The following is a 24,561-nucleotide window of genomic DNA, read 5'->3' on the forward strand; positions in this document are numbered from 1 at the left end:
ATTCTATTGTATCATTGCCAATTCCAACAAGTTTTCCATCGGGGACTTTGAATTTGCAAATTACATCTGCTAATGGAGTGACTGACCAAAGAAGTACTAACAATGCCTTGTCATTGGCTTATACTGCTCCAACTATTGCGAACTCCGGACTAACTAATTATGTATTTACATTACAAAATGATACATGGGGTTCTGAGGTTTCTTGGACTTTAAAGAATAGCGCAGGAACAACCTTGTACAGTGGGGGTCCTTATTCTGACACTACTGCGATGCCAGCTGTTATTACGCAGAATTGGGCTCTTTCAGCAGGTTGTTATACATTTAATATCGCGGATTCTTATGGTGACGGTATATATGACAATGGCGGAAGTTTTAGTATTGCAACTTCTACAGGAGTTGTTATGGCTGCAGGTACTGATTATACATACAACCTCTCAAGAGCTTTTACCGTTGGGTCACTTGCGGTTGAGGAAACAAATACTAATTTGGTGATTGATATTTATCCTAATCCTGTATCAGATGTATTGAATATTACCAAAGTTAGTAACAAGGCTGAGTTCATAATTTATAACGAGATTGGTCAGATTGTTAATTCTGGTAGATTAAAGGATAATAAGATTAATGTAGCAAATCTTGTGACTGGAAATTATATCATATCAATAAAAGAAAAGGATGTGATGCACACTGCTAAATTTGTCAAAAAATAAGCTAAATATTATTAGTCTTCTTTTAAATTGATAAAAACCAATGCGATTTTGCATTGGTTTTTTTTATTATTGCATTTTTTTGATTTTCTTGTAAAATTGTCAAAATTATCGCCATATAATGTCTTATATAATAAAAAAATTACTAGATTTGTAGATTATAAATATAATTAGGAAGTTATGAAGAAACTCTTTACTTTTTTACTTCTCTTTGGTGTTTTTGTAGGATCTCTAGCTCAATGGAGCCCTACGAGTATGTCGGGAGAAAAGACAGGAAACGCTTCTGAGAACGGGGTGTTTTTCAAATTAGATATTGATTTGCTTAAGAGTCAACTTAAAGGAGCTGAAGAATCTGGAGCCTATGCTCGCGGGATAGAAATTTCTATTCCTGTGCTTTCAGGAAAGGTTGAAAGATTCAAGATCTACAGTGCTCCTGTAATGGTGAAAGAACTAGCAAGTCAGTATGATTTAGGTTCTTACGCCGGAGTGGGAATTGATGATCCATCGAAATACATTAGGTTCAGTTTGGCACCTAATGATTTTCAGTCGATGATCATTGGCCCAAGCGGTTACGAGTTCATTGAACCTGCTAATTCTGATAAAACTGTATATAGGGTTTTTCCTAAGACTAAGTCAACAGGGGATAAGCCTTTTATCTGTTCAATGGACGAAAATGTTCTATCAAAAAAACAGGTTGCGGATTTATATAAGAAAGGATCTACATTTAATCATAATGTTACCAATTTCTCGAGAAACTCTGATAAGAAGTTTAGAACTTTAAGGTTAGCATTGTCTGTTACTGCAGAATATACTACTTATTTTGGAGGTACAGCTGCAGCTCTTACAGCAATGAACGCGACTTTAACAAGAGTTAATGGGGTTTTCGAAAAAGATTTTGCACTTCGCTTGATTATGCAAAATTACCCAGCATTAATTTATACTAATGCAGCTACAGATCCTTATTCTCCTGCTTCTGGGATGAATAACTGGAATTCGCAACTTCAAACAACATTGACATCCGTTGTTGGTAATGCTAATTACGATATTGGTCATTTGTTTGGTGCCTCAGGAGGTGGGGGTAATGCGGGTTGTATTGGTTGTATTTGTATTAATCCTACGACTACTACACCAAATGGTAAAGGATCTGGGTATACTTCACCTGCCAATGGAATTCCTTCTGGTGACACCTTTGATATCGATTATGTAGCTCACGAAATGGGACACCAATTTGGTGCAAATCATACTTTTTCGCATAATATTGAAGGTTCTGGTGTTAATATGGAGCCAGGTTCTGGAAGTACAATTATGGGATATGCAGGGATTACAGGTGCTACAACGGATGTTCAAGCTAATTCTGATCCTTACTTTCATATTGGCAGTATTAGTCAGGTTCAAACAAATTTGAATAATAAGACTTGTGATATTGAGACGGCAATTACAAATAATCCACCTGTAATAGCTGCGTTACCAGCATATAGTATTCCTAAAGGGACAGCTTTTGTTCTTACTGGCTCAGCAACCGATCCTGAAAATGATCCCATGACTTATACTTGGGAGGAAGTTGATGACGCTGCAGTGACCACAAATAATACTAACTTAGGTAATACAACATCTGGTGCTTCCTTTAGATCGATGTTGCCAGGAACTAATGCAACAAGATATTTCCCTCGACTTTCTTCTGTATTAAATGGAGTTTTAAATAATAGCAATGGGTTATGGGAGGCTGTTTCGACAGTTCCTAGAACAACTAATTTTGCTTTCACAGTTCGTGATAATAATGCAACAGCAACTGCTCAACAAACTCAATCAGCAACGCAAGTTATCACAGTTGGTAGTGATGGACCTTTCCGAGTAACATCCACGACAGTGTATAATAACGGAGCGGGTGCAATTACTTGGGATGTAGTTAATACTAATGCTGCTCCATATAATTCTGCAAATGTTAAAATAGATTACACAACCAATAATGGTACTACTTGGATTGTTGCTTTTGCTTCTACACCTAATGATGGAAGTGAGAATTTTCAGTTTACAGGTTTAGCAACAGGTTCTACTGTTAAGATTAGAGTAAGTTCTATTGGTAATGTTTTCTATGCAATTGGATCTGCTACAGTAGCTGCAATGCAAACTTGTACAAGTGCGGCACCTACTAGTGTTGTCGTTTCTGCCGTAACAGCAAGTTCTGCTGTGGTTACCTGGAATGCAGCAACTGGTGCAACTTACAATTTGCAATATAAGAAAGTTTCTGATCCTACTTGGACACCAATAAATGGATTGACAACTAACACCTATACTCTTACAGGATTGGCAGAGTCAACACAGTATGAGGTACAGGTTGCTTATGTTTGTTCTGGAGTACCAGGAAGTTATTCTGCTTCTGTGAACTTTACTACTCCTGCTTTAACCTATTGTTCTGTTGCTTCTCAAACGATTACAGATGAATGGATTTCTAATGTTACGATGACACCAAATGGTGCATCTGTAATGAGTAGTACATCAACCGCAAGTACCTATAGTGATTATACTACTGATGCATCTAGACTTATCAATTTAGTTATCGGATCAACCAATAATCAGCTTTCTGTTTCTAAAGGTTGGTCAGGGACTTTATATGATGAAGGAGTTGCTGCATGGATTGACTTTAATAGAAATGGTGTTTTTGAAACTACTGAACAAGTTCTTAGTTCTGCTCCAAGTCAAGTAACTCCTGTAACTTCTACCTTTACAGTTCCAGTAGGTGCTTATAACGGTGGGCTTAATACAAGAATGCGAGTAATTTTGACTTATGATGCTTTACCAACTGATCCTTGTACGGGTTTCCAATATGGGGAGATTGAAGATTATGCGGTCAAATTATTAACTGCTGCTCCTACTTGTAATGCTCCTTCAGGACTTACTTTTTCTGCGGTAGGTGCAACAACAGCTACCATAAGTTGGACAGCTCCAACACCTGCTCCTGCAAATGGATATCAGTATTATGTGTCAACTATTAATACTGCGCCTACAGCAGCAACTGTTCCGACAGGTACAACCGCAGCTGGTATAATAACTGCAAACTTAGCGGGATTATTGCAAAATACCACTTATTATTGGTGGGTACGTGCTATTTGTAGCGCAACAGAAAGCAGTTCTTGGGTAGGTGGTACAAGTTTTACAACAACTATTGTACCTGCTAATTTACCTTATGTACAGCCATTTACTACTAATAATGATTTTACATTTATTAATGGTACGCAAACCAATAAATGGTATTATGGTTCTGCGGTGGGTAATCCAGCAAACTCTATCTACATATCCAATGATAATGGCGTATCCAATGCTTATACTAATAATGCATCGAGTACTGTACATGCATACCGTGATATCGTAATTCCTGCTGGGACTACACTTGCTACTTTTTTCTTTGATTGGAGAGCAATGGGAGAAACTGGGTATGATTATTTGAGAGTTTGGTTAGTACCGACAACTTTCACACCTGTAGCAGGAACTCAGATTGCAGCGGGTGCTGGAAGGATTCAGGTAGGTGGTAACTTAGTTGCTCAATCGACTTGGCAAAATTATTTTAATCCTACTTTGAATATAAGTAGTTTTGCGGGTCAAACCATGAGATTGGTTTTCTCATGGCGTAATGATGGTATTATTGGAACTGATCCAGCAGGAGCAATTGATAATGTCAATCTTGTAATTCCAGATTGTCAAGTACCAACAGCTTTAGCATATAGTGCAATTACCCCAACAAGTGCAACGATCAGTTGGACAGCAGCTGGTCCTGCTCCTTCTAATGGATATCAGTATTTCCTTTCAACAGTTAATACAGCACCAGTTGCTACATCAATTCCGACTGGTTCAAGTACAACTACTTCAGTTGCTTTGACAGGTCTTACTCCAAATACAACTTATTATTTCTGGGTAAGATCTAATTGTGGAACATCAACTAGTTATTGGATGTCAGGTGGTAGTTTTACAACTGGGCAAATTCCAACAACGTTACCATATGTTCAGCCTTTTACGACTGGACCTGTTGATTTTACTTTTGTTAACGGAACACAAACCAATCAATGGTATTACGGATCTGCCGCTGGAAATCCTGCGAACTGTATATATATATCAAATGATAATGGTGTAACCAATGCTTATACTAATAATACCTCTAGTGTTGTTCATGCTTATCGTGATATTACAATTCCTGCGAGTCCAGCTTTAGCTACATTGTTCTTTGATTGGAGAGCTCTAGGAGAAACGGGAACATGGGATTACTTAAGAGTATGGATGGTGCCGGTTACTTTTGTTCCTACAGCTGGGACTCAGATAACAGCTGGTGCAGGAAGGATTCAGATTGGAGGTAACTTCTTTGCACAATCTACATGGCAAACTTATTTTAACCCAAGCGTTAATTTGAGTTCATTTGCTGGACAGACTATGAGGCTAGTTTTCTCATGGAGAAATGATGGAAGTGGAGGTACTAATCCTCCAGGTGCAATTGATAACATTAACTTATCAATTCCAACTTGTCAGGTTCCGACTGCTTTAGGTTCTAATACTATTACAGCAACAACTGCTAATATTACTTGGACTGCAGCAAATCCAGTTCCTGCGAATGGATATCAATATTATATTTCAACAACTAATACTGCACCAGTGGGTACAACAATACCTACAGGTTCTACAACAACCACTTCTGCTGCTTTAGCAGGACTTACTCCTAATACAACTTATTATTTCTGGGTAAGATCTAATTGTGGTGGTGGAGATTATAGTTTCTGGATGCCGGGAGGAAGTTTTACTACGGCTCAGATACCTGCAACGATACCTTATATACAGCCTTTCACGACTGGACCTGTAGATTTTACCTTTGTTAATGGAACTCAAACTAACAAGTGGTACTATGGTTCTGCAGCAGGTAATCCAGCAAACTCAATCTACATTTCCAATGACAATGGTGTAACGCATGCCTATTCTCACACAACAAGTGTAGTGCAGGCATATAGAGATATTACAGTTCCTCTTGGAACTACTAACGCAATCGTTTCTTTTGATTGGATTGCTGATGGAGAAGGCTCTGCTACCTCTACCAATTATGATTATTTCAGAGTATGGCTTGTGAGAGCGAGTAATTATACTCCTGTTGCGGGTACACAGATTACAGCTTTAGCTGGTCAAAGAATTCAAGTAGCAGGTAACTTCTTAGATAAAAATACTTGGCAATCTTATTTTAACGGTTCGGTTAATCTATCTGCGTTTGCAGGTCAGACGATGAGATTGGTATTTGAGTGGAGAAATGATGGTAGTGGTGGAGATATGCCTCCTGCTGCGATTGATAATATTAGAATTGCAATTTGTTCTACAGCAGCACCTGCTGTGACGGTTGGTAGTATTACTCACAATTCTGCGGTGGCAACTTGGCCACAAGATGCAGGTAACGCATCATATATTGTAAGATATCGTCCAGTTGGATCTACTACTTGGACTGCTACCATTGCAGTACCATCAGCTTATCCAGCTGCAACTAACTCTTACTCAATGACAGGTCTTGATGCTTATACTAGCTACGAAGTAGAGGTAGCAGCAGTTTGTAGTGGAGTTGAAGGTACATTTACAAATGTTCCGTTTGATACACCTTGTGATCCTACACCACCGACTAACTTGACAGTCTCTAATGTTACGAGTAATTCCGCAGTTGTAACCTGGAATGCTGTTCCAGTTGGAACATATGTGTTCCGTTATCGTGAAGTGGGATCCGGAACTTGGATTACTATTCCGATGTCAGGTACATCATATACTTTGACTGGATTGAATCCTTATACTACATACGAAGTAGCAGTGGCTTCTGAATGCTCTGGCGCAATTAATCCGTTTGCAACTGCGCAAGTTTTCCAAACTATGCCAACTTGTGACATGGCACCAATTGGTCTAGTAATAACCAATGTGACTACTTCTCAGGCTCAGGTTGATTGGAATGCGTTTGCAGGTGCAACCTATGTTTTAAGATACAGAAAGGTTGGAAGCAATACTTGGATTACAATTAATTTGACTACCAATACTTACTTGATGATGAATCTTGAAGAGATGACTCAGTATGAAGTACAGGTGGCTAATGTTTGTAGTGGAACTCTTGCAACATGGACACATTCTTATGTGTTTACAACACCAATGGTTTCTTACTGTTCGATGTTAGGACTTTCATCTACTGCTGAACATATTTCAAATGTTACTGTCAATCAAATGATTAACGACTCTGGTGCTTCTAGTTATACAAGTTACTTAGGTACTCCTGCAGCTGTTATTGAATTAGTTCAAGGTTCTACTGGTAATAGAATTTCGGTATCTAAAGAATGGTCAGGAACAAGTTATGATGAGGGAGTTACTGCTTGGATTGACTTTAACCGAGATGGATTATTCTCCAATGATGAGAAGATTCTTAATTCGGCGCCAAGTCAAGTTAGTCCTGTAACTGCAACATTCAATGTACCAGCTAATGCTTATGTAAGTCTATCTGATTCTAAATTTGTGGTGATGAGAGTGGCGATGAGTAGATTGGGTATGCCTGCAATGTGTTCTGCCTTTGCTAATGGTGAGGTTGAAGACTATATGGTTAGAATTTCTAAACCTAATGCAAGTAATATGATCCCAATTACGCAGATGACCATCTATCCTAACCCAACAACTGATGTTCTTAATGTTGCAATGGTTAATGATGGTGCTGAATACAAAATCTATAGCAAGGCTGGACAGTTAGTACAAGCTGGAAAAATTGTTGGAGGTATTGTAAGCGTGAGAAATCTAATTAACGGTGTCTACGTGATTGATATCGATAATAAGTCAACGAAGGGTACGTTCAAATTCATTAAAGAATAATTGTAACAGACCTTATAAATATAGAAAGCCGATGATTTCATCGGCTTTCTTTTTTTGGTAAATGCTTTGGTATTGGGCAAAAAAAAATCTCAAAATATTGAGATTCTTTTTTCTTAAAAGAGAGCTATAATTAAGCAGCTTTTTTATCTTTTTTTGCAGTATCGCAACAAGATCCTTTTTTCTCTTTAGAATCTGTTGAGCAAGCTTTTTTGTCTTTGCTTGCACAAGCTTTCTTATCTTTTGTTGAACATTCTTTTTTGTCTTTACCAGCACAACAAGATTTTTTTGGCGTTTCCTGAGCCATTGCAAATGTAAATGCAACGATAGCCAACATAGAAATTAACTTTTTCATATTCATTTATTTTTTATGTTATGCAAATATAATTTTTTTTTAAATAACATTGATTACTTTTGTGTGATGGGTAAAACCGACTAGTTTAAGTCTTAATATTTACATCTTGCTGAATTCGTTTTAAGTAATGAAATACTAAAAAGATGTATTAAATTTCATTTTCAATACTAATAGATTAGCTTTTCCTTTTTGATATGGCAAAACTAAAAACAGCATATTTCTGTCAAAATTGTGGCACCCAATATCCGCAGTGGCTCGGACAATGTAAAAACTGTGGTGAGTGGAACACTCTAGTTGAGGAGGTGGTTGAAAAACCAGCTTCCAAAAGTCATGCTTCCAAATTGAAGAAAAATCACATCATTAATATTATTGAGGTAGAAACCAAAGAAGAACCTCGGATCAAGACTCCTTCGGAAGAGCTTAATAGGGTCTTAGGTGGAGGGATCGTTCTGGGTTCTGTAACCTTGATTGGTGGTGAGCCTGGAATTGGTAAATCTACTTTGCTTCTTCAATTAGCTTTGAAGATGAAAAAGAAGATTCTCTATGTTTCTGGAGAGGAAAGCGCTTCACAGATTAAGATGAGAGCAGATCGATTAACTGATGTTCAGAACCCTAATTGTTTTCTTTTTACAGAGACATCTTTAGAGAAAATTATTCATGAAGCACAAAAGTTGCAACCTGATTTTGTCATTATTGATTCCATTCAAACTTTGCAATCCCAGTTAATTGAAAGTTCGCCTGGAACAGTTTCGCAGATTAGAGAATGTTCTAATGAGATTATTAAGTTTGCTAAGGAGAATAATACTCCTGTTTTCTTGGTAGGACATATTACCAAAGATGGACAAATTGCTGGTCCAAAAGTTTTAGAACATATGGTTGATGTAGTTCTTAACTTTGATGGTGATCGCAATCATTTATTCCGCCTTCTTCGCGCCAATAAAAATCGTTTTGGTTCTACTGCAGAAATTGGTATTTATGAAATGATTTCTCAAGGGCTAAAAGAAATAAAGAATCCATCCGAAATTTTAATTACCAAAAAATCCGAAGAACTTTCTGGAAACTCGGTTGCAGTTACTTTGGAAGGAAATCGCCCTATGTTATTAGAGATTCAGGCGTTGGTGAGTTCTGCAGTATATGGTACTCCACAAAGAAGTTCTACTGGATTTGATGCCAAAAGGCTTAATATGCTTTTAGCAGTTTTGGAAAAGAGGGCTGGATTTCAACTTGGAGCAAAAGATGTTTTTCTCAACATTGCTGGTGGAATTAAGACAGATGATCCTGCGCTGGATTTAGCGGTGATTGCATGTATCTTATCTTCTAATGCAGATGTTGCCATTTCTGAGCAATTTTGTTTTGCTGGTGAAATTGGTTTGAGTGGAGAAATTAGGCCTGTTCCTCAAATAGAGCAACGTATTTCTGAAGCTGAGAAGCTTGGCTTTGAAAAAATTTTTCTTTCATCTTTAAATAAAATTCCGAAAAAGAAGTTTGGTATATCTATAGTCGAAGTAGGCAAGATTGAAGATTTTTTTGAATTACTTTTTTGAAACTTTAGTTTAATTATCATTTGTAAACAAAAGTCATATGTACAATAAAGTTATGTCAGATTTTTTATCTGAAAATACCTTAGTCGAGATAAAGGGAGGTTTGAAAAGAGAGCGGTTTACCGAGATTTGGATGGTTGAAGTTAGGGGTAGATTCTTTTCTAGAAGTTGGAATAAAAGTGAAAGGAGCTGGTTTACAGAGTTTATCAAAGCGGGTGTTGGTCAAATTAAATTGGGAAAAATAGTTATTGATGTTAAAGGCATTAAAGTGGATAAAAATGATGCTATTAATCTAGAAATTAATAAAGCTTATTTAGAAAAGTACCATCAACCAGGAAATAGGGAATATGCTATTGGGATTTCTCAACCAGAATTTGTGGATTATACCATGGAATTTGAGATTTTTGAACGTTAAAATAGCATTTATGTTAAACTTTATATTTCGATTTTCATAATGAATTACCTCGCGCACTCTTTTTTAGCTTTTTCTGATGGACAGATTGTTGGTCAATTTTTGGAAGATTATATCCGAAATAGTGAGCGTTTTTCTTATCCTAAGGAGATTCAGAAGGGTATACTTTTGCATAGGGCAATTGATACTTTTACCGATACACATCCTGAAATTTCGGAAGCAAAAAAAATTTTCAGTCCTTTGGTTAGACTCTATTCGGGGGCATTTGTGGATGTGGCGATGGATTATTTTTTAGCAAACGATCAAAAAATTATGTTGTCTGCCGATTGGAAGCAACATTCTCTTAGGGTTTACAGAGCTTTGCATCAGGATATTTCTTTGTTTCCTGATGCTTTTCGTGAAAGGCTAACGCGTATGGAATCAGACGATTGGTTGTACAATTACCGAGAAGATTTGGGAATTGATTACAGTATGCGAAATGTTTTGAATAAAGCTAAATATCTAGAAAAAGATCTCCCTGTTTTCCAACTTTTTCTCGAGAATAAAGAGCAATTGCAAAAGCATTATGACCGTTTCTTTCCTGATTTGCTCAGTTTTGTTAAAAATATTGAAGCCGATCTCGACTAAAGTGATACCGAAAAGTGTTGATTAGGATTCTCTAGTTTTTGACTTTTTCGATTTCCATTAATAATGATATGTACGATATTCATCTGATCGTCGTATTGCTGAAAAAGCATTTTGACGTAAGTCTCTATTTTTTTTGGACGAGAAACGGCAGGTGATTCTAGGTATATATAGACACTTTCTTTTTCGATTTCGTAACCGACAAAATCAAGTTTTTGTATTTTACCATTAACTTTAAGCTGAATGTTTTGTATAGCATATTCAGAAACCATTCGATTGGCTTCTTGTTGTGGAGTTTTCCCTTCTAGGTAAATTGGTTTTTTGTAAACTTTCTTTAAAGTATTTTCCAGGTCGTCCACAAAGAATTTTCCGGTGACTTCAAAGCCTTTCGATTTCGAATTATAATTAAATTCCACCGAACCGACGTGGTAAGGATGGAGAGAAAACGAACTCAATACCGCTATTGAAATAAGGAGTATGATGACTATTTTTTTCATTAGCCCAAAATTAGAATTTTTTTGTAACATCGCAGTTTCAAATTTTCAGCCAAAGTATGAGTGATTTTCTATTTTATCTTAAAATCGGTTGGGAACATATTGTTTCTTTGGAGGCCCTGGATCATCAGCTTTTTTTATTGGTGCTGGTCGCTGCTTATAACTTTAGAGATCTTCGAAGAATTTTAATTCTCATTACTGCTTTTACCATTGGTCATACGGCGACCTTGTTTTTGTCTGTTTTAGATGTTATTCCTGTTTCATCGGAGTGGGTGGAGTTTTTGATTCCGGTGACGATATTTTTGACAGCTCTGGATAATATTATCTTTTGTAAAAAGCCACAAAGACTTATAAAAATCAATTATTTTCTTGCGTTGATTTTTGGATTAATTCACGGACTAGGTTTTGCTAATACCGTTAGGATAATGTTGGCTGAAGAACAGTCTTTGGTATTTCCAATTTTGGGCTTTAATGTAGGGGTGGAGTTAGGTCAAGTAGTGATTGCTTCAGGTCTTGGAATTTTATTTTTAGGGATTAATTACTTTTTTAAAATTTCTCAATCAAGGTGGTTATTGTTCCTTTCCATAGGCGTTCTTTTATTTTCTTTAAAAATGATTTTGGAAAGATTTCCTTTTTGATAAGGATTTTTGTAACAATTTGACTTTGTATTCAACAAATATTAATTATTTTTGAGATTTGTAAAATTCAACCACAAAATTTAATCTATGTTGAAGCAGATTTGTTTACTTTTTCTTTTGATTTTTTCTGGCGTTTCGGCTCAGAATACCCGAAATAACCCCGAAAGCAATCACGGGAACAAGTTCGAACAACTAGGGACCATCCTGCCTTCTCCTAATGGTTATAGGGCAGCATCTGGTGCGCCGGGTCATCAATATTGGCAACAAAGAGTAGATTATGATATACAAGCGTATCTGGATGAAGTAAAATTAAATTTGAAAGGCTCAGAAACAATTACTTATCATAACAATTCTCCTGATAATTTGGATTACTTGTGGTTGCAGTTGGATGAAAATCAACAATCTAGTGTTAATAACGCCGATTATCAGGCTTCTAATTATTTTCCTGAGTTTTCGTCAACTGATAAATTGCGTCCAACTGATTTTCCTGAAAAAGATAATGGATATGGTGTAAATATTGAGAAGGTTACCGATGACTCAGGTAAGGCGCTTCCTTATATCATTAATAAAACAATGATGAGAATTGACTTGCCCAAAGTACTGAAAAGTGGAGAGAAATTGACTTTCAAAATTGATTGGAACTACAATATTCCTAATCGTATAGAGCGTGGAGGCCGTGGAGGATACGAGTATTTTCCAGAGGATGGTAATCATCTTTTTACGATTACGCAGTGGTTTCCAAGACTATGTGTTTATAGTGATTTCAAAGGTTGGCAAAATAATCAATTCACAGGAGGGGGAGAATTTGCATTAGAGTTTGGTGATTATAAAGTAACGATGAATGTCCCTGCAGACCACATGGTAACATCGACAGGCGAATGTATTAACTATGATAAAGTACTTACACCAGAGCAATTAGCTCGATATAGAAAGTCAGAAAATTCTTCAGAACCTATAGAGATTGTTACTTTGGAAGAGGCACAAAAAGCTGAAAAGAGCAAATCTAAAGAAAGGAAAGTTTGGGTTTTCAAGGCGGATAATGTGCGAGATTTTGCATGGGGTTCTTCGCGAAAATTCTGTTGGGATGCTATGAAACTTCATATTCCTGAAAATAATAACAATGTCATGTGTATGAGCTTTTATCCAAAAGAAGCTTATCATTTGTATAGAAAGTATTCTACAAAGGCCGTTGCACACACCATAAAAACTTATTCTGAATTTACTGTTCCTTATCCATATCCAGTTGCTCAATCTATCGAAGCTTCTAATGGAATGGAATATCCGATGATCTGTTTCAATTATGGTAGGACAGAAAAGGATGGAACGTATACCGAAGCTATAAAAAATGGAATGATTGGCGTAATTATTCATGAGGTAGGGCATAATTTCTTTCCAATGATTATTAATTCGGACGAAAGACAATGGAGTTGGATGGATGAGGGACTTAACACTTTTGTACAATATCTGACAGAAGAACTATGGGATAATAATTTTCCTTCCAAAAGAGGTCCAGCTTATACAATTGTTGATTATATGAGGCTACCGAAGGATCAGCTAGAACCTATCATGACCAATTCTGAGAATATTATCCATTTTGGTCCTAATGCATACGCAAAGCCAGCAACAGGTCTTAATATTTTGAGAGAGACGGTGGTTGGAAGAGAATTGTTTGATTCTGCATTTAAAACCTATTCCAAAAGATGGGCATTCCGTCATCCTGAGCCTGCAGATTTCTTTAGAACAATGAACGATGCGAGTGGAGAGAATCTTGATTGGTTTTGGAGGGGTTGGTTTTTTGGAATTGATCCAGTGGATATTTCTATTGAGAAGGTTACAGTTGCTGAACCTGATTTAGAAGCAATTCCGAAGCTTAGAAAAAATACTTATACGGTTGATAAACCAGAAAATCCCGAATTTGATGATATTTCTAAAAAAAGAAATAGAGAAGATAAAAACATTACGTTCTTAACTGATAAAGACAAGTCTTTACAAGATTTTTATTGGAGATATGACCGTGGTTTAGAGAAAGTAGATGTTAATAAGCAATATTCCTATGAGGAGGATAATTGGGAAAAAGTTCCTTCATCTGAAAAGAAAAAATTCGAAAATATCAAAGCTTATCAAATTGAATTTGCCAACAAAGGAGGAATGGTGATGCCAATAATCCTCGAATTCACGATGGAGGATGGAACGAAATTGCAAGATAGAATTCCGGCTCAGATATGGAGAAAAGACGAAAATAAGGTAGTTAAAACATACTATTTTAATCAGAAAATGAAGTCGGTTCAGTTGGATCCAATGCGTGAGACGGCCGATATTGATGTTTCTAATAATTATTGGGGTGGTTCGGAGGAACCTGTTTCAAAATTCAAAGTTTTCAAGCAGAAAAAAGAAAAATCTGTAAGAGGAGCGTCTAACGGAAGAGTCAACCCAATGCAGGCTGCAGGGAAGAAATAGTCTTTTTTTGAGAGGATTGATTACATAACATTTGTTAAGTAATGCTGTTAGATTATATTTTTATTTTTGCAGAATTACCTAATTAATGTAATGAAAAACACAATCTTTATTTGGTTATTATTCATAACCAACATTCTCAACGCTCAAATATTTGTTTCTATAAATGGGAGCGGAAATGGGAGCGGTACTTCTTGGGCGAATTCGTCAACACTTCAAAATGCCTTAGCCAATGCGGTCCCTAATAGTCAACTTTGGCTGAGAAGAGGTACCTACAATATTTCGCAAACACTTGAGGTTACCTCTAGTAACATCAGGTTGTATGGTGGATTTGTAGGAAATGAGACGAGTTTGAATCAAAGAAATTATGTAGCAAATCCCACTATTTTGGATGGACAATCTACAACTCAGATAATGCAAATAGATGAAAGTGGATTCCACGCTGATGGACTGACCTTCCAGAATGGTTATGTAACAGGAACGGTTACAGGAGGGACAAATCCTAATTCAGGAGGTGGTGCAATTTTCATTTTTGCAGGAGATGTTGTTCTAAGAAATTGTCGATTTCTTAATAATGTTTCTACATCAGAGAGAGGGGCTGGTGCAGTTTATATTCGTTGGGGAGGTCATCAACTAGTAGAAAACTGTGTTTTTCAGAATAATTCTCATACTGCCGCAAATGTCAATTCAAATGGAGGAGGTGCAATTCATAATTGGGATGATGACGTAACCATCAGAAATTGTCAATTTATCAATAATTCTTCATCAAGAAATGGGGGTGCAATTTATACTTGGGGACAAAATATGATTATCGAAGGATGCACCTTTGAAAACAATCATACGGATGAAAGTGGTGGTGCGATCCATATCAATTATTTTGATTTGAATATTTCAAGATCTACATTCACATCTAACACTGCGGATGAAAATGGAGGGGCGATTGAGAATAATCATATATTAACAGTAACTAATTCTGTATTTGAGGAAAATTCTGCCATGCAATCTGGAGGTGCAGTTCATAATGGAGATCGGATGTATATCGTGAACTCTTTGTTTGAAGAAAATTCTGCTGCAAATATGGGAGGCGCAATATTTAATAATATGGAAGCCTACATCGCCAATTCTACTTTTGTGTCCAATCAAAATACAGCTTTGGCTCATGTTAGATATGCTTCAAGTAGTGCTTATAACAGGATAACTAATATTTATAATTCGATTTTTTACAATAATACTTCGATATCCCCCAAGTTGAAGGATGTAGATCAAAACATGATTGGTACAGATGAAAGTACGAAGGATTTTCGAAGAAATATTTTCCAAGAAAATACTTATGGATCTAATAATTTAGTTGGTGTTAATCCTTTGTTTCAAAATTTTGCAAACGCTAATTATAGACTTCAGACAACAAGTCCGGGTGTTAATTATGGAGGCAATGCACTTTATAATACGGTCTCTACAACAACTGTAGGAAGCTCAACTGATTTAGGAAATAATCCAAGGTTAATCGGTACAAGTATAGACTTGGGTGCTTACGAACTGCAACAAATCTTAGCGATTTCTGAAACAACCGAAAAGCAGAACGTTAGTTTTTATCCAAATCCTGTTGTGGATTTTTTATTTATTTCGGCGATACAATCTTATGAATCTTACCGAATTACCAACTTTGTTGGACAAGTTGTGAAGCAAGGAAAAATTGAAAATAATAAAATCGACGTCAGCGATCTTGCAAAAGGAGCTTACATTATTACGGTTTTTGATTCGGAGAATTTTTATAGTGAGAAAATAGTGAAGGAATAATATTTTTCTTGACCGCCTATAAAAAAAGTCTATTGATTGTTTCGTTAGACTTTTTTTGTATCCAATAATCTGCTTACAGTCTTTTTTTTGGCAAAACTATTTTACTAAAATAGGCATCATCTAAGACTTGCAAAAAGCTGTTTTGTTTATTTTAGAAGAGACGAGATTAAAAAGTCGAAAAAGTGGAATCGAAAAACTTTATTTAAATTTGTAAAAAAAACAAGAAAATTATGCTGTGATAAGTATTTTAGGTGGATTATCTCCTTATTTTTATAGTGTTGACGGGAGTTCTGAGGTGGAGATAGTTGGCAATTATGTGTATTTAAATAACTTAGCTAAAGGGAAGCATACGATTGAAGTACGTGGTAATGATACGTGTGATATAACAAGTAAGTTTTCGGTAATAACTATTCCTAATACTTTAACTCCAAATTGGGATAATAAAAATGATAGAATTGACTTATCCTTATTGGTTGATAAGAGAGATAGCAGGTTTTTTGATTTTTGATAGGTTAGGTTTTCAAGTTTTTGAAGGTTCTGTAAGTAATCAATTTATTTGGGACGGAACTTACAGGCAAATGAAGCTACCAACGGGTACTTATTGGTATCATGTCGAATGGACGGAGCCGTCTTCAGGGCAAGTAGTTAAAATGAATCATTGGATTTTGCTTAAAAATAAATAATTAGATTATATTAGCCACAATCATTGTGCTTTGCTGTTTTAGTTGAAACGGTGCTGTGTTTTTTTAGTGAAATAGAATGCATTGTAGAAATTTTTTTATTAATTTAGCTTCAAAAGACACGTTTTGTTCTATTGAAAGTTCAATTTGATAAAAATGAATCATGGAGAAAAATTGTGTGCTTTTGGGAAGGTTATGGCTTTCCATCGTTCTAAATATTTGCAAAAGGCCCCTTTTTGGTCTAATTTTTTTACTTTTTTTACCTAGTTTCGGGCAAAATAAAGATATGCAAGCTAGGCGTATCTTGGATAGGCTAGAAATTCAGCAGTCTGAAGACCCGGAGACCTCGGTTTCGGAAGCGAGAAAATTACTTCTTTCTAATGATGACTCCGAAATAAAATCCCTCACTTGCCTTAATATATCTATCTCAAAGGGACTTTTGGGTGAAAAAGATTCCGCTATTTACTATGCTAATAAGGCATTGGAATTTGCTAATAAGACATCTAACTCTGGATTGATTGCACGTTCGTATGGAATGCTTAGTACGCAATTTCGAACTGCAAACATGTATGCCAATGCGAAAAAATCTTTGTATCAAGGTCTTCAATATTTGAATGATCTTCCTTTGAATCCAGAAAACGACTGGCTTGAAGCGACCTTAATGCGGGAATCTGCGAAGATTAATTACCTTGAAAATAGGACTGATTCGGCAATATACATTAGTCAAAGGACGCTTAATTCTCTAGAGCTTAATAAGAGTAAAGAAAATCACGCTTAATAAATTACTTTTTTCAATTATTTATAATGATCTTTCGGAGTTTTACTTGCATGATGAGGAACTGAAGTTAAGCGAGAAATACGCATTAATGGCGCTTCATAAGTCTCAAGGATTGCCTTTCAAAAGACTAATTAAAAACAACTCCTATGTTCTACTTTCTCAAAATTATTATTATACCGATGCGCAGCGAGCGATTGATAGTCTGAAGGTTATTGAAGGTGATATAAAAACTAAAGAATATCCGATTAAACTCAAATTGTATTCGATTTTAGCGAAGAGTTATTATAAAGTCAGAGATAATGATAATTACCATCGTTATACAGATTCTGCTGATGTTGTTAAAGAGAAATTGACAGCAGAAGAACTCAAAGCCGTTAATAAAACAATTAGTAGTCTTAATCAAAATTTCGATAATGCAAGTGCGGTTGATGGAATTATGAAAAAGATGCTGTTTTTCGTGGTTGTGTTTCTAGGGATTTCCATTTTGGGAGTTTTTATTTATTTCAAAATTAGACGCAAACAGAGTTCTAAATTTATGACCGATAAGATCGAATCTACAGATACAAAAGAGACGGATTCATCAAAAGGAGATGAAGCTAATCCCCTACAACAAGAATTAGAAAGTACTCCAACCGAATTGATTAGTGCAGAACTCGAAAATACAGTATTGAGTCGATTATCACAATTTGAGAATGATGAGCGATTTCTCAATCAAGATCTCAATCTGCAATCATTGAGTCAAGATTTTAAAATTAGCTCCAAGTTTTTAACGAAGATTATTGAAAAAAATAAAGAAAGAAATTTCAATACTTATATCAATGGGTTAAGGATAGGACGTATTCGTAGGCTTTTAGAAACTGAGAGTGATTACAAGAAATATAAAATCAGTCATCTCGCTGAAGAGTCGGGATACAAGAGAGCTGAGGATTTTTATAAAGCTTTCAAAGAAGAGCTAGGAATTCCGCCTTCTGAGTTTATAAAAAATTTGAAAAACGAGGGATAAAGTTCTGCCAAAATTTCTACATCGGTTAAAAATCTCTGCCAATTTTTACCATCCACCTTCCATCGCCTACCATCCATCAATTTGGCACATTGTTGGAGAATCCCCATGTAGAATTAACTAAAATTTAAAAATATTATGTCAGTAAACTTTAAACCATTAGCAGACAGAGTTCTTGTTGAACCAACCGCTGCCGAAACAAAAACCGCTTCAGGAATTATCATTCCGGACACTGCGAAAGAAAAACCACAAGAAGGAACCGTAGTTGCAGTAGGTCCAGGTAAAAAAGATGAACCAATGACAGTTAATGTTGGTGATAAAGTGCTTTATGGAAAATATTCAGGAACCGAATTGAAGTTCGATGGTAAAGATTATCTTATCGTAAGAGAGTCTGATTTATTGGGAATTGTTGGTTAATTAATAGAACCAAGATTTCAGAAATCAGATACAAGACAATTAATAAAAAAATAAAGCGAGTTTGAGTCTAATATCTCATGTCTCACATCTAAAATCTAAATTAAAATGGCAAAAGAAATAAAATTCGATATCGAATCAAGAGATGCTCTTAAAAGAGGAGTAGATGCATTAGCGAATGCAGTTAAAGTGACTTTAGGTCCAAAAGGTAGAAACGTGGTTATTGAGAAGTCTTTCGGGGCACCTCATGTAACTAAGGATGGTGTTTCTGTAGCTAAAGAAATTGAATTAGCTGATAAAGTTGAAAATATGGGAGCTCAAATGGTTAAAGAAGTAGCTTCTAAAACCAATGATATCGCTGGTGACGGAACAACGACTGCTACTGTTTTAGCACAAGCTATCGTGAGAGAAGGTCTTAAAAACGTTGCAGCTGGAGCTAATCCAATGGACTTGAAAAGAGGTATCGACAAGGCGGTTACAGCAGTAGTTGCTAATTTGAAGTCTCAATCTCAAGAAGTTGGAGATTCTTCTGAAAAAATCAAGCAAGTAGCTTCTGTTTCTGCTAATAATGACGAAACTATCGGTTCTTTAATCGCTGAAGCGTTCGGAAAAGTAGGTAAAGAAGGAGTAATTACTGTTGAAGAAGCTAAAGGTATTGATACGACTGTTGATGTTGTAGAAGGTATGCAGTTCGACAGAGGTTACCAATCTCCATATTTCGTTACCAATCCAGAAAAAATGACAACCGAATTGGATAATCCTTATATCCTTTTGGTAGAGAAGAAAATTTCTTCAATGAAGGAGTTGCTTCCAGTTTTGGAACCAGTTGCTCAAGCAGGGAAATCTTTATTAATTATTTCTGAAGAAGTTGAAGGAGAAGCTTTGGCTACTTTAGTCGTTAACAAATTAAGAGGTTCTCTTAAAATTGCTGCGGTTAAAGCTCCAGGATTTGGGGACAGAAGAAAAGCAATGTTAGAAGATATCGCAATTCTTACAGGTGGACAAGTTATTTCTGAAGAAAGAGGTTTCACTATGGAAAACGCTACTTTGGAAATGTTAGGTACTGCTGAAAAAATCTCTATCGATAAAGATAATACAACCATTGTAAATGGCGGTGGTGACGAAACTCAAATTAAAGCAAGAGTTAACCAAATCAAAGCTCAAATCGAGTCAACTACTTCTGATTACGATAAAGAAAAACTTCAAGAAAGATTGGCTAAATTAGCTGGTGGTGTTGCTGTACTTTATGTTGGTGCTGCATCTGAAGTAGAAATGAAAGAGAAAAAAGACCGCGTTGACGATGCATTGCATGCAACAAGAGCGGCAGTTGAAGAAGGAATCGTTGCTGGTGGTGGTGTTGCTTTAGTAAGAGCAATTACTGCATTGGATAGCGTTTCTGGAGAAAACCAAGATGAGAATACAGGGATTAAGATTGTTAAAAGAGCAATTGAAGAGCCATTGAGACAAATCGTTGCTAATGCAGGAGGAGAAGGTTCTGTTATCGTTGCTAAAGTAGCAGAAGGTTCTGGTGATTTCGGTTACAACGCGAAGTCTGACGAATATGTTAATATGCTTGAAGCGGGTATCATCGACCCAACTAAAGTAACACGTGTTGCTTTAGAAAATGCAGCTTCTGTTGCTGGTATGTTATTAACTACAGAATGTGTAATTACTGAAGTTCCAAAGGACGAACCTGCTATGCCAATGGGAGGTGGAATGCCAGGAATGATGTAATATTCAAGCTATTGCAAGAAGCGAGGAAACGAGCGACGAAGCAATCTAAATAATAAAAAATCCGTTCAATTATTTTGAGCGGATTTTTTTATTTTTTTTGAAAACGTATCAACTGTATTTTTAGTTGCATTCAATTTTACAAAACCGAATATCAAGAATATGTTTCCATGAACTGTTCGATAAGTTCATCGATTTTGTGTCTTTGTAGATACACTGTTTTTACCTCTTCATAACGAGGAGATTGGTAATGAACTTCATGAAAATCCATTGATCCGTTACCTACTTTCACAATCTTCAGGACTTCAATTCCTAGTTTTTTGAGCTCGGATTTTAGTTTAGCAAATTCGTCTTCGATGTTAGATTCCATAATGGTTAATGAGGTTTTATTCTAAATTTAGTTTTCTTCCTTGTGAATTTGACCTTTGTAAAGAGAAGCGTAATATCCATTTTGTGATAGAAGTTCTTCGTGTCTTCCTTCTTCAACTATTTTTCCGCGATCCATTACGATAATTTTGTCAGCTTTTTCAATGGTTGAAAGTCGATGCGCAATAATAATCGAAGTACGATTTTTTGTGATTTTTTCGGTAGCTTTTTGGATGAGTTTTTCACTTTCTGGGTCAATCGATGAGGTCGCTTCATCCAGGATGAGGATTTCTGGATTAGAAAGGTACGCTCTCAAAAACGAAAGCAATTGTCTTTGTCCTAAAGAAATCGAACTTCCTCTCTCGCTTACCACATAATCGTAATTGTTAGGTAATTGTTGGATGAAATCATCCACTTCAATTTCTTTGGCGGCCTTTTTAATCTTCTCCAAAGTTATACTTTCGTCACCAAAAGCAAGGTTTTCGTAGATGCTTCCATGAAATAGAAAAACGTCCTGTAGTACTACTCCAATATGATTTCTAAGACTATGCAATTCATAGTCTCTAACTTCGACGTCATCAATTAATATTTGACCAGAATTAATATCGTACAAACGCGTGATAAGACTGATAATGGTCGATTTTCCTGCTCCAGTTGCGCCAACAATAGCTACGCTTTCGCCAGGATTTACCTTGAAACTAACTCCCTTCAAAACTTCTTGCTTGTCGTCATACGCGAAATGAACATCTTTGAATTCAATTTTTCCTTCGAAGTGATTTTTTTTCTCCTTTCCATTATTCGGCATAGCCATGTCTTCATCCATCATTCCCAAAACTCTTTCTGCGCCTACAATTCCTCTTTGGATATTGTTAAAACGGTCAGCAATTTGTCTCAAAGGACGAATGAGCATCGAAATGTACTGTATAAAAGCAATGACAACACCCGCAGAAATCGTTACATAACCTCCGTAGAAAAGTACAAATCCAATGAATAGGGACGAAATAAGCTCTACAACAGGGAAGAACAAAGAAAAGATAAATACTGTTCTCAAAAGCGCAGCTTTGAGAGAAATATTAATAGAGTCAAATTTTTCGTATTCTTGCTTTTGACGATTAAAAACCTGGATAATTTGCATCCCAGCTAATCGCTCTTGGACGAAAGAGTTCTGAGTTGCAGTCCATGTTCGTTCGTCACCAAAGGCTTTCTTTAATTTTTTTTGAAAAAATCTTGTAATCAAAACCATTATAGGAAGAATCACCAACGAAATGTAGGTTAGATTAGCGTCGGTTTGAAACATGAAAAACAGAACGAAAATAATTTTCAAAATATCTCCAAAAACCATGAGGAATCCGTCCGTGTAAACTGTTGCAATCGTTTCTACATCGCCTACAGCTCTCGTTACTAATTGCCCTATTGGCGTCTTGTCAAAGAAGGATGTTCGGAAATAGATAAGCTTATTATATAATCTTTCTCTGATATCTCTGATAACATTCTGAGAAATGAAATTAGAAAAATAAACCAAGAAAAAGTTCAAAACAGTTTCAATAAAAACGAGTCCAACAAGCCAATAGATATGTTTCATCATCAAGGCTTTGTCTTTTAACTTGATGATATCGGTATCGACGATTTGCATTGTCAAATACGGACGATAGGTTGAAACAACGGATAAAACAATGGATATAATCAGGGTGAAAATAAACCATGACCGAAACTTCATTCCGATTCGGAAGAGTCTCTGGATAATTTGCCAAGTGCTTTGATTTTTACTCATTTTCTGAAAGTCAGTGCAAAAATAGGGAATTAGTCTAATATGTATTTTTATTTATTGTTTTTCGTGGAAATCTTTCTGTTTTAGAATCTATAAGTTCAAAAAAAATGTTAAATTTGATTTAAGTAGTTCCAAAGTTAGTTTTGATGGATGCTCAAGATGATTATTTTTTAGATTCTTTTTTTTTACTTCCTTCAAGAGAATTCGGATGTGTTGAAAGTAAAAACGATAAATGGTATTAGAGATTTTAAAGAGGATTACTATTATGAAAGTCTGAAGGATTTGGATGAACTTTCAGATAGTGCCTTAAGATTTGATAAAGAACTAATCATTAGTTTCATTAAGGATTCAAGAATTAGCTTTGCTGAATGGAATTTTTTCAAAAAAGGGGAACTTATAGTTAAAGCTTTAAATAATCCATCATGGGAAGAGGAATCTAATGAAAGGCATTTGAGAAGTTGTGATTGCGGTCAAAATTTCGAAAATGATTTTTGGCAAGTAAAAGATAATAAACATAACTTTAAAAATATCAGTGATTTTGTTGGCTTTGAAAAGAAGGTTATTATAGATAGGAACCTTGAATGGAAACTAGGTGTTATACAGTATTACTATGATGAAACTGCATGGATACGATACATTAATAGGCTAATTGATTACTTTTTCTCTTTTGAAGCAGATGTGAAAAATAGATTAAAGTCACATCAAAGATTATTAAAAATGTCTGATGAATACTTTTTAATAATTGATTTCGATGAAGAGAAATTTAGGGAGTTGCTTAATCATGGGCATATTGGACAGCCCAATATCTCAATTAGTGTCTTAAGAGTTGATTCAGAAGGTCGTAATAAAGAAGTTTTGTTTAAAACAAAAATTGAAAATCCTTTTTCGCCTATTCCCACTTTACCGATTGAAAATTATTTTGCCTATCAGACAATTGTTAAAACGGATGATAACACGTTTAGGTTTCTTCCTACATTTAAGACTACAGAGTTGAAGGATAATAAACTTAGAATAGAATATGATTCATCATTTATGACAAAATTGAAAATGCATATGTATTTTTATTTCTTTCTAATGGGCTATTATTCTAAGTTCTATATTGATTATATTGATGTCTGTTTTGAAGATACAATAACGTCAATGGTTAAAAAATAAATTGTAAAACCCTGAAACGCAGACTTAGAAATCATACCCAACATCAACCAAAAATAGTCCATGAGCAGGAGCAGAACTTCCGGCGGCGTTTCGATGTTTAGCTTCAATTATTTTTCGAAGATCTTCTGGTTGGATTTTTCTTGCACCAATTTCTACCATTGTTCCAACAATGGCTCTTACCATATTTCTAAGAAATCGGTCAGCAGAAACCGTGAATTTGAGTTCGGTTCCATTTTGTTCCCATTCTGCTTTGTAGATTTTGCAAAAGGTGGTCTTGTTATCTGCGCCTACTTTGGAAAAACTTTCGAAATCGTCATATTCAAAAAGAATTTTGCAGGCCTCATTCATTTTTTCGATATCCAAATTCCTTCTCCAAAATTGCCAAGCCGAATCTTGTGTAAAAGGATTTTTCTTTAAAGAAATATAATATTCATAAGTCCTATGAGTGGCATCAAATCTAGCATGAAAATCCTCCTTTACTCTGAAAATTTTCTGTACCGAGATATCGGGTGGTAGGAAAGAATTAAGCTGATATATCAAATGTTCATTGAGATGCTTTTCGGTATCGAAATGGGCAAACATTTTTTTTGCATGGACTCCTGTGTCCGTCCTTCCTGCGCCAGTTGTCTTGATTTCTTCTCTTAGAATGGTGGAAAGTGCTTTTTCGAGAACTTCTTGCACAGAAATATCCTTTGGCTGAATCTGATAACCGAAGTAATTTTTTCCCTGATAAGCAAACTGAATGAAGTAACGCAAGACCGAAATTTTTTTGCAAAAATAAACATTTATATTTCTTTT

General features: G+C 35.7%; 19 protein-coding genes. 14 read left to right on the plus strand and 5 right to left on the minus strand.

What is annotated here, in order from left to right; genetic code table 11:
• Both AC4AGG_RS09050 and AC4AGG_RS09055 read left to right on the plus strand, forming a co-directional pair.
• On the plus strand, positions 1-707 hold a 707-nt coding region (locus AC4AGG_RS09050), incomplete at its 5' end, for a T9SS type A sorting domain-containing protein (protein WP_489771673.1).
• A 177-nt stretch (positions 708-884) separates the two neighbouring features.
• Positions 885-7,559 (plus strand): fibronectin type III domain-containing protein, encoded by a 6,675-nt coding sequence (locus AC4AGG_RS09055; RefSeq protein ID WP_489771674.1) that lies wholly within the window; start codon positions 885-887, stop codon positions 7,557-7,559.
• 130 nt (positions 7,560-7,689) lie between these two features.
• On the opposite strand, the gene AC4AGG_RS09060 is transcribed toward AC4AGG_RS09055, so the two are convergent.
• A complete protein-coding gene (locus AC4AGG_RS09060; protein ID WP_489771675.1) occupies positions 7,690-7,911 on the minus strand; it encodes a hypothetical protein in 222 nt (73 codons plus the stop codon).
• Positions 7,912-8,105: 194 nt separating this feature from the next.
• Here AC4AGG_RS09060 and radA point away from each other — a divergent pair, with 194 nt between their 5' ends.
• The 3 genes from radA to AC4AGG_RS09075 are packed head-to-tail and all read left to right on the plus strand — an operon-like array spanning position 8,106 to position 10,491.
• The gene (gene radA / locus AC4AGG_RS09065; protein ID WP_489771676.1) at positions 8,106-9,455 is read left to right on the plus strand and encodes a DNA repair protein RadA; all 1,350 of its coding nucleotides are present in this window, start codon (positions 8,106-8,108) and stop codon (positions 9,453-9,455) included.
• Positions 9,456-9,507: 52 nt separating this feature from the next.
• A complete protein-coding gene (locus AC4AGG_RS09070; protein ID WP_489771677.1) occupies positions 9,508-9,867 on the plus strand; it encodes a DUF2255 family protein in 360 nt (119 codons plus the stop codon).
• A 39-nt stretch (positions 9,868-9,906) separates the two neighbouring features.
• Complete coding sequence (locus AC4AGG_RS09075; protein ID WP_489771678.1) at positions 9,907-10,491, plus strand: acyl carrier protein phosphodiesterase; 585 nt, start codon at positions 9,907-9,909, stop codon at positions 10,489-10,491.
• Here AC4AGG_RS09075 and AC4AGG_RS09080 read toward each other — a convergent pair.
• Positions 10,488-10,985 carry a DUF6702 family protein gene (locus tag AC4AGG_RS09080; RefSeq protein ID WP_489771679.1) on the minus strand — a complete coding sequence of 166 codons (498 nt, stop codon included), beginning with the start codon at positions 10,983-10,985 and terminating at the stop codon, positions 10,488-10,490. The two genes, AC4AGG_RS09075 and AC4AGG_RS09080, sit on opposite strands and share 4 nt — an antisense overlap.
• A gap of 56 nt (positions 10,986-11,041) precedes the next feature.
• Between AC4AGG_RS09080 and AC4AGG_RS09085 the strand changes: the two genes are divergently transcribed.
• From AC4AGG_RS09085 to groL, 8 genes are all read left to right on the plus strand, one after another.
• Positions 11,042-11,620 carry a HupE/UreJ family protein gene (locus AC4AGG_RS09085; RefSeq protein ID WP_489771680.1) on the plus strand — a complete coding sequence of 193 codons (579 nt, stop codon included), beginning with the start codon at positions 11,042-11,044 and terminating at the stop codon, positions 11,618-11,620.
• Between the two features lie 87 nt (positions 11,621-11,707).
• Positions 11,708-14,077: a M1 family metallopeptidase gene (locus AC4AGG_RS09090; RefSeq protein WP_489771681.1), complete on the plus strand. Its 2,370-nt coding sequence runs from the start codon at positions 11,708-11,710 to the stop codon at positions 14,075-14,077.
• A 90-nt stretch (positions 14,078-14,167) separates the two neighbouring features.
• A complete protein-coding gene (locus AC4AGG_RS09095; protein WP_489771682.1) occupies positions 14,168-15,871 on the plus strand; it encodes a right-handed parallel beta-helix repeat-containing protein in 1,704 nt (567 codons plus the stop codon).
• A gap of 446 nt (positions 15,872-16,317) precedes the next feature.
• Positions 16,318-16,554: a T9SS type B sorting domain-containing protein gene (locus AC4AGG_RS09100; protein WP_489771683.1), complete on the plus strand. Its 237-nt coding sequence runs from the start codon at positions 16,318-16,320 to the stop codon at positions 16,552-16,554.
• Positions 16,555-16,837: 283 nt separating this feature from the next.
• Positions 16,838-17,329, plus strand: coding sequence for a hypothetical protein (locus AC4AGG_RS09105; protein WP_489771684.1), 492 nt, complete (start codon positions 16,838-16,840; stop codon positions 17,327-17,329).
• Between the two features lie 88 nt (positions 17,330-17,417).
• Positions 17,418-18,332, plus strand: coding sequence for a helix-turn-helix domain-containing protein (locus AC4AGG_RS09110; RefSeq protein ID WP_489771685.1), 915 nt, complete (start codon positions 17,418-17,420; stop codon positions 18,330-18,332).
• Between the two features lie 135 nt (positions 18,333-18,467).
• Complete coding sequence (locus tag AC4AGG_RS09115) at positions 18,468-18,746, plus strand: co-chaperone GroES (RefSeq protein ID WP_489771686.1); 279 nt, start codon at positions 18,468-18,470, stop codon at positions 18,744-18,746.
• A gap of 105 nt (positions 18,747-18,851) precedes the next feature.
• Positions 18,852-20,477, plus strand: coding sequence for a chaperonin GroEL (groL, locus tag AC4AGG_RS09120; protein ID WP_489771687.1), 1,626 nt, complete (start codon positions 18,852-18,854; stop codon positions 20,475-20,477).
• A gap of 151 nt (positions 20,478-20,628) precedes the next feature.
• Here groL and AC4AGG_RS09125 read toward each other — a convergent pair whose 3' ends face one another.
• Together AC4AGG_RS09125 and AC4AGG_RS09130 are read right to left on the minus strand one after the other, a co-directional pair.
• On the minus strand, positions 20,629-20,844 hold the full coding sequence (locus AC4AGG_RS09125) for a hypothetical protein (RefSeq protein WP_489771688.1): 216 nt from the start codon (positions 20,842-20,844) through the stop codon (positions 20,629-20,631).
• 27 nt (positions 20,845-20,871) lie between these two features.
• Positions 20,872-22,611: an ABC transporter ATP-binding protein gene (locus tag AC4AGG_RS09130; protein ID WP_489771689.1), complete on the minus strand. Its 1,740-nt coding sequence runs from the start codon at positions 22,609-22,611 to the stop codon at positions 20,872-20,874.
• 210 nt (positions 22,612-22,821) lie between these two features.
• Here AC4AGG_RS09130 and AC4AGG_RS09135 point away from each other — a divergent pair, with 210 nt between their 5' ends.
• Complete coding sequence (locus AC4AGG_RS09135) at positions 22,822-23,763, plus strand: hypothetical protein (RefSeq protein WP_489771690.1); 942 nt, start codon at positions 22,822-22,824, stop codon at positions 23,761-23,763.
• Positions 23,764-23,787: 24 nt separating this feature from the next.
• Here AC4AGG_RS09135 and truA read toward each other — a convergent pair whose 3' ends face one another.
• A complete protein-coding gene (gene truA, locus AC4AGG_RS09140; protein ID WP_489771691.1) occupies positions 23,788-24,519 on the minus strand; it encodes a tRNA pseudouridine(38-40) synthase TruA in 732 nt (243 codons plus the stop codon).
• Positions 24,520-24,561: the final 42 nt, after the last annotated feature.

The organism is Chryseobacterium sp. CG10_8 (genome assembly GCF_058117085.1).

Excerpts from the sequence above, each read along its gene's own strand:
- AC4AGG_RS09095 (WP_489771682.1), top strand. The coding sequence starts at position 14,168 with ATGAAAAACACAATCTTTATTTGGTTATTATTCATAACCAACATTCTC.
- AC4AGG_RS09085 (WP_489771680.1), top strand. The coding sequence starts at position 11,042 with ATGAGTGATTTTCTATTTTATCTTAAAATCGGTTGGGAACATATTGTT.
- AC4AGG_RS09115 (WP_489771686.1), top strand. The coding sequence starts at position 18,468 with ATGTCAGTAAACTTTAAACCATTAGCAGACAGAGTTCTTGTTGAACCA.
- AC4AGG_RS09055 (WP_489771674.1), top strand. The coding sequence starts at position 885 with ATGAAGAAACTCTTTACTTTTTTACTTCTCTTTGGTGTTTTTGTAGGA.
- AC4AGG_RS09105 (WP_489771684.1), top strand. The coding sequence starts at position 16,838 with ATGCAAGCTAGGCGTATCTTGGATAGGCTAGAAATTCAGCAGTCTGAA.
- AC4AGG_RS09090 (WP_489771681.1), top strand. The coding sequence starts at position 11,708 with ATGTTGAAGCAGATTTGTTTACTTTTTCTTTTGATTTTTTCTGGCGTT.
- AC4AGG_RS09100 (WP_489771683.1), top strand. The coding sequence starts at position 16,318 with ATGATAGAATTGACTTATCCTTATTGGTTGATAAGAGAGATAGCAGGT.
- AC4AGG_RS09075 (WP_489771678.1), top strand. The coding sequence starts at position 9,907 with ATGAATTACCTCGCGCACTCTTTTTTAGCTTTTTCTGATGGACAGATT.
- radA (WP_489771676.1), top strand. The coding sequence starts at position 8,106 with ATGGCAAAACTAAAAACAGCATATTTCTGTCAAAATTGTGGCACCCAA.
- groL (WP_489771687.1), top strand. The coding sequence starts at position 18,852 with ATGGCAAAAGAAATAAAATTCGATATCGAATCAAGAGATGCTCTTAAA.
- AC4AGG_RS09125 (WP_489771688.1), bottom strand. The coding sequence starts at position 20,844 with ATGGAATCTAACATCGAAGACGAATTTGCTAAACTAAAATCCGAGCTC.
- AC4AGG_RS09130 (WP_489771689.1), bottom strand. The coding sequence starts at position 22,611 with ATGAGTAAAAATCAAAGCACTTGGCAAATTATCCAGAGACTCTTCCGA.
- AC4AGG_RS09110 (WP_489771685.1), top strand. The coding sequence starts at position 17,418 with ATGGCGCTTCATAAGTCTCAAGGATTGCCTTTCAAAAGACTAATTAAA.
- AC4AGG_RS09070 (WP_489771677.1), top strand. The coding sequence starts at position 9,508 with ATGTCAGATTTTTTATCTGAAAATACCTTAGTCGAGATAAAGGGAGGT.
- AC4AGG_RS09060 (WP_489771675.1), bottom strand. The coding sequence starts at position 7,911 with ATGAAAAAGTTAATTTCTATGTTGGCTATCGTTGCATTTACATTTGCA.
- AC4AGG_RS09080 (WP_489771679.1), bottom strand. The coding sequence starts at position 10,985 with ATGAAAAAAATAGTCATCATACTCCTTATTTCAATAGCGGTATTGAGT.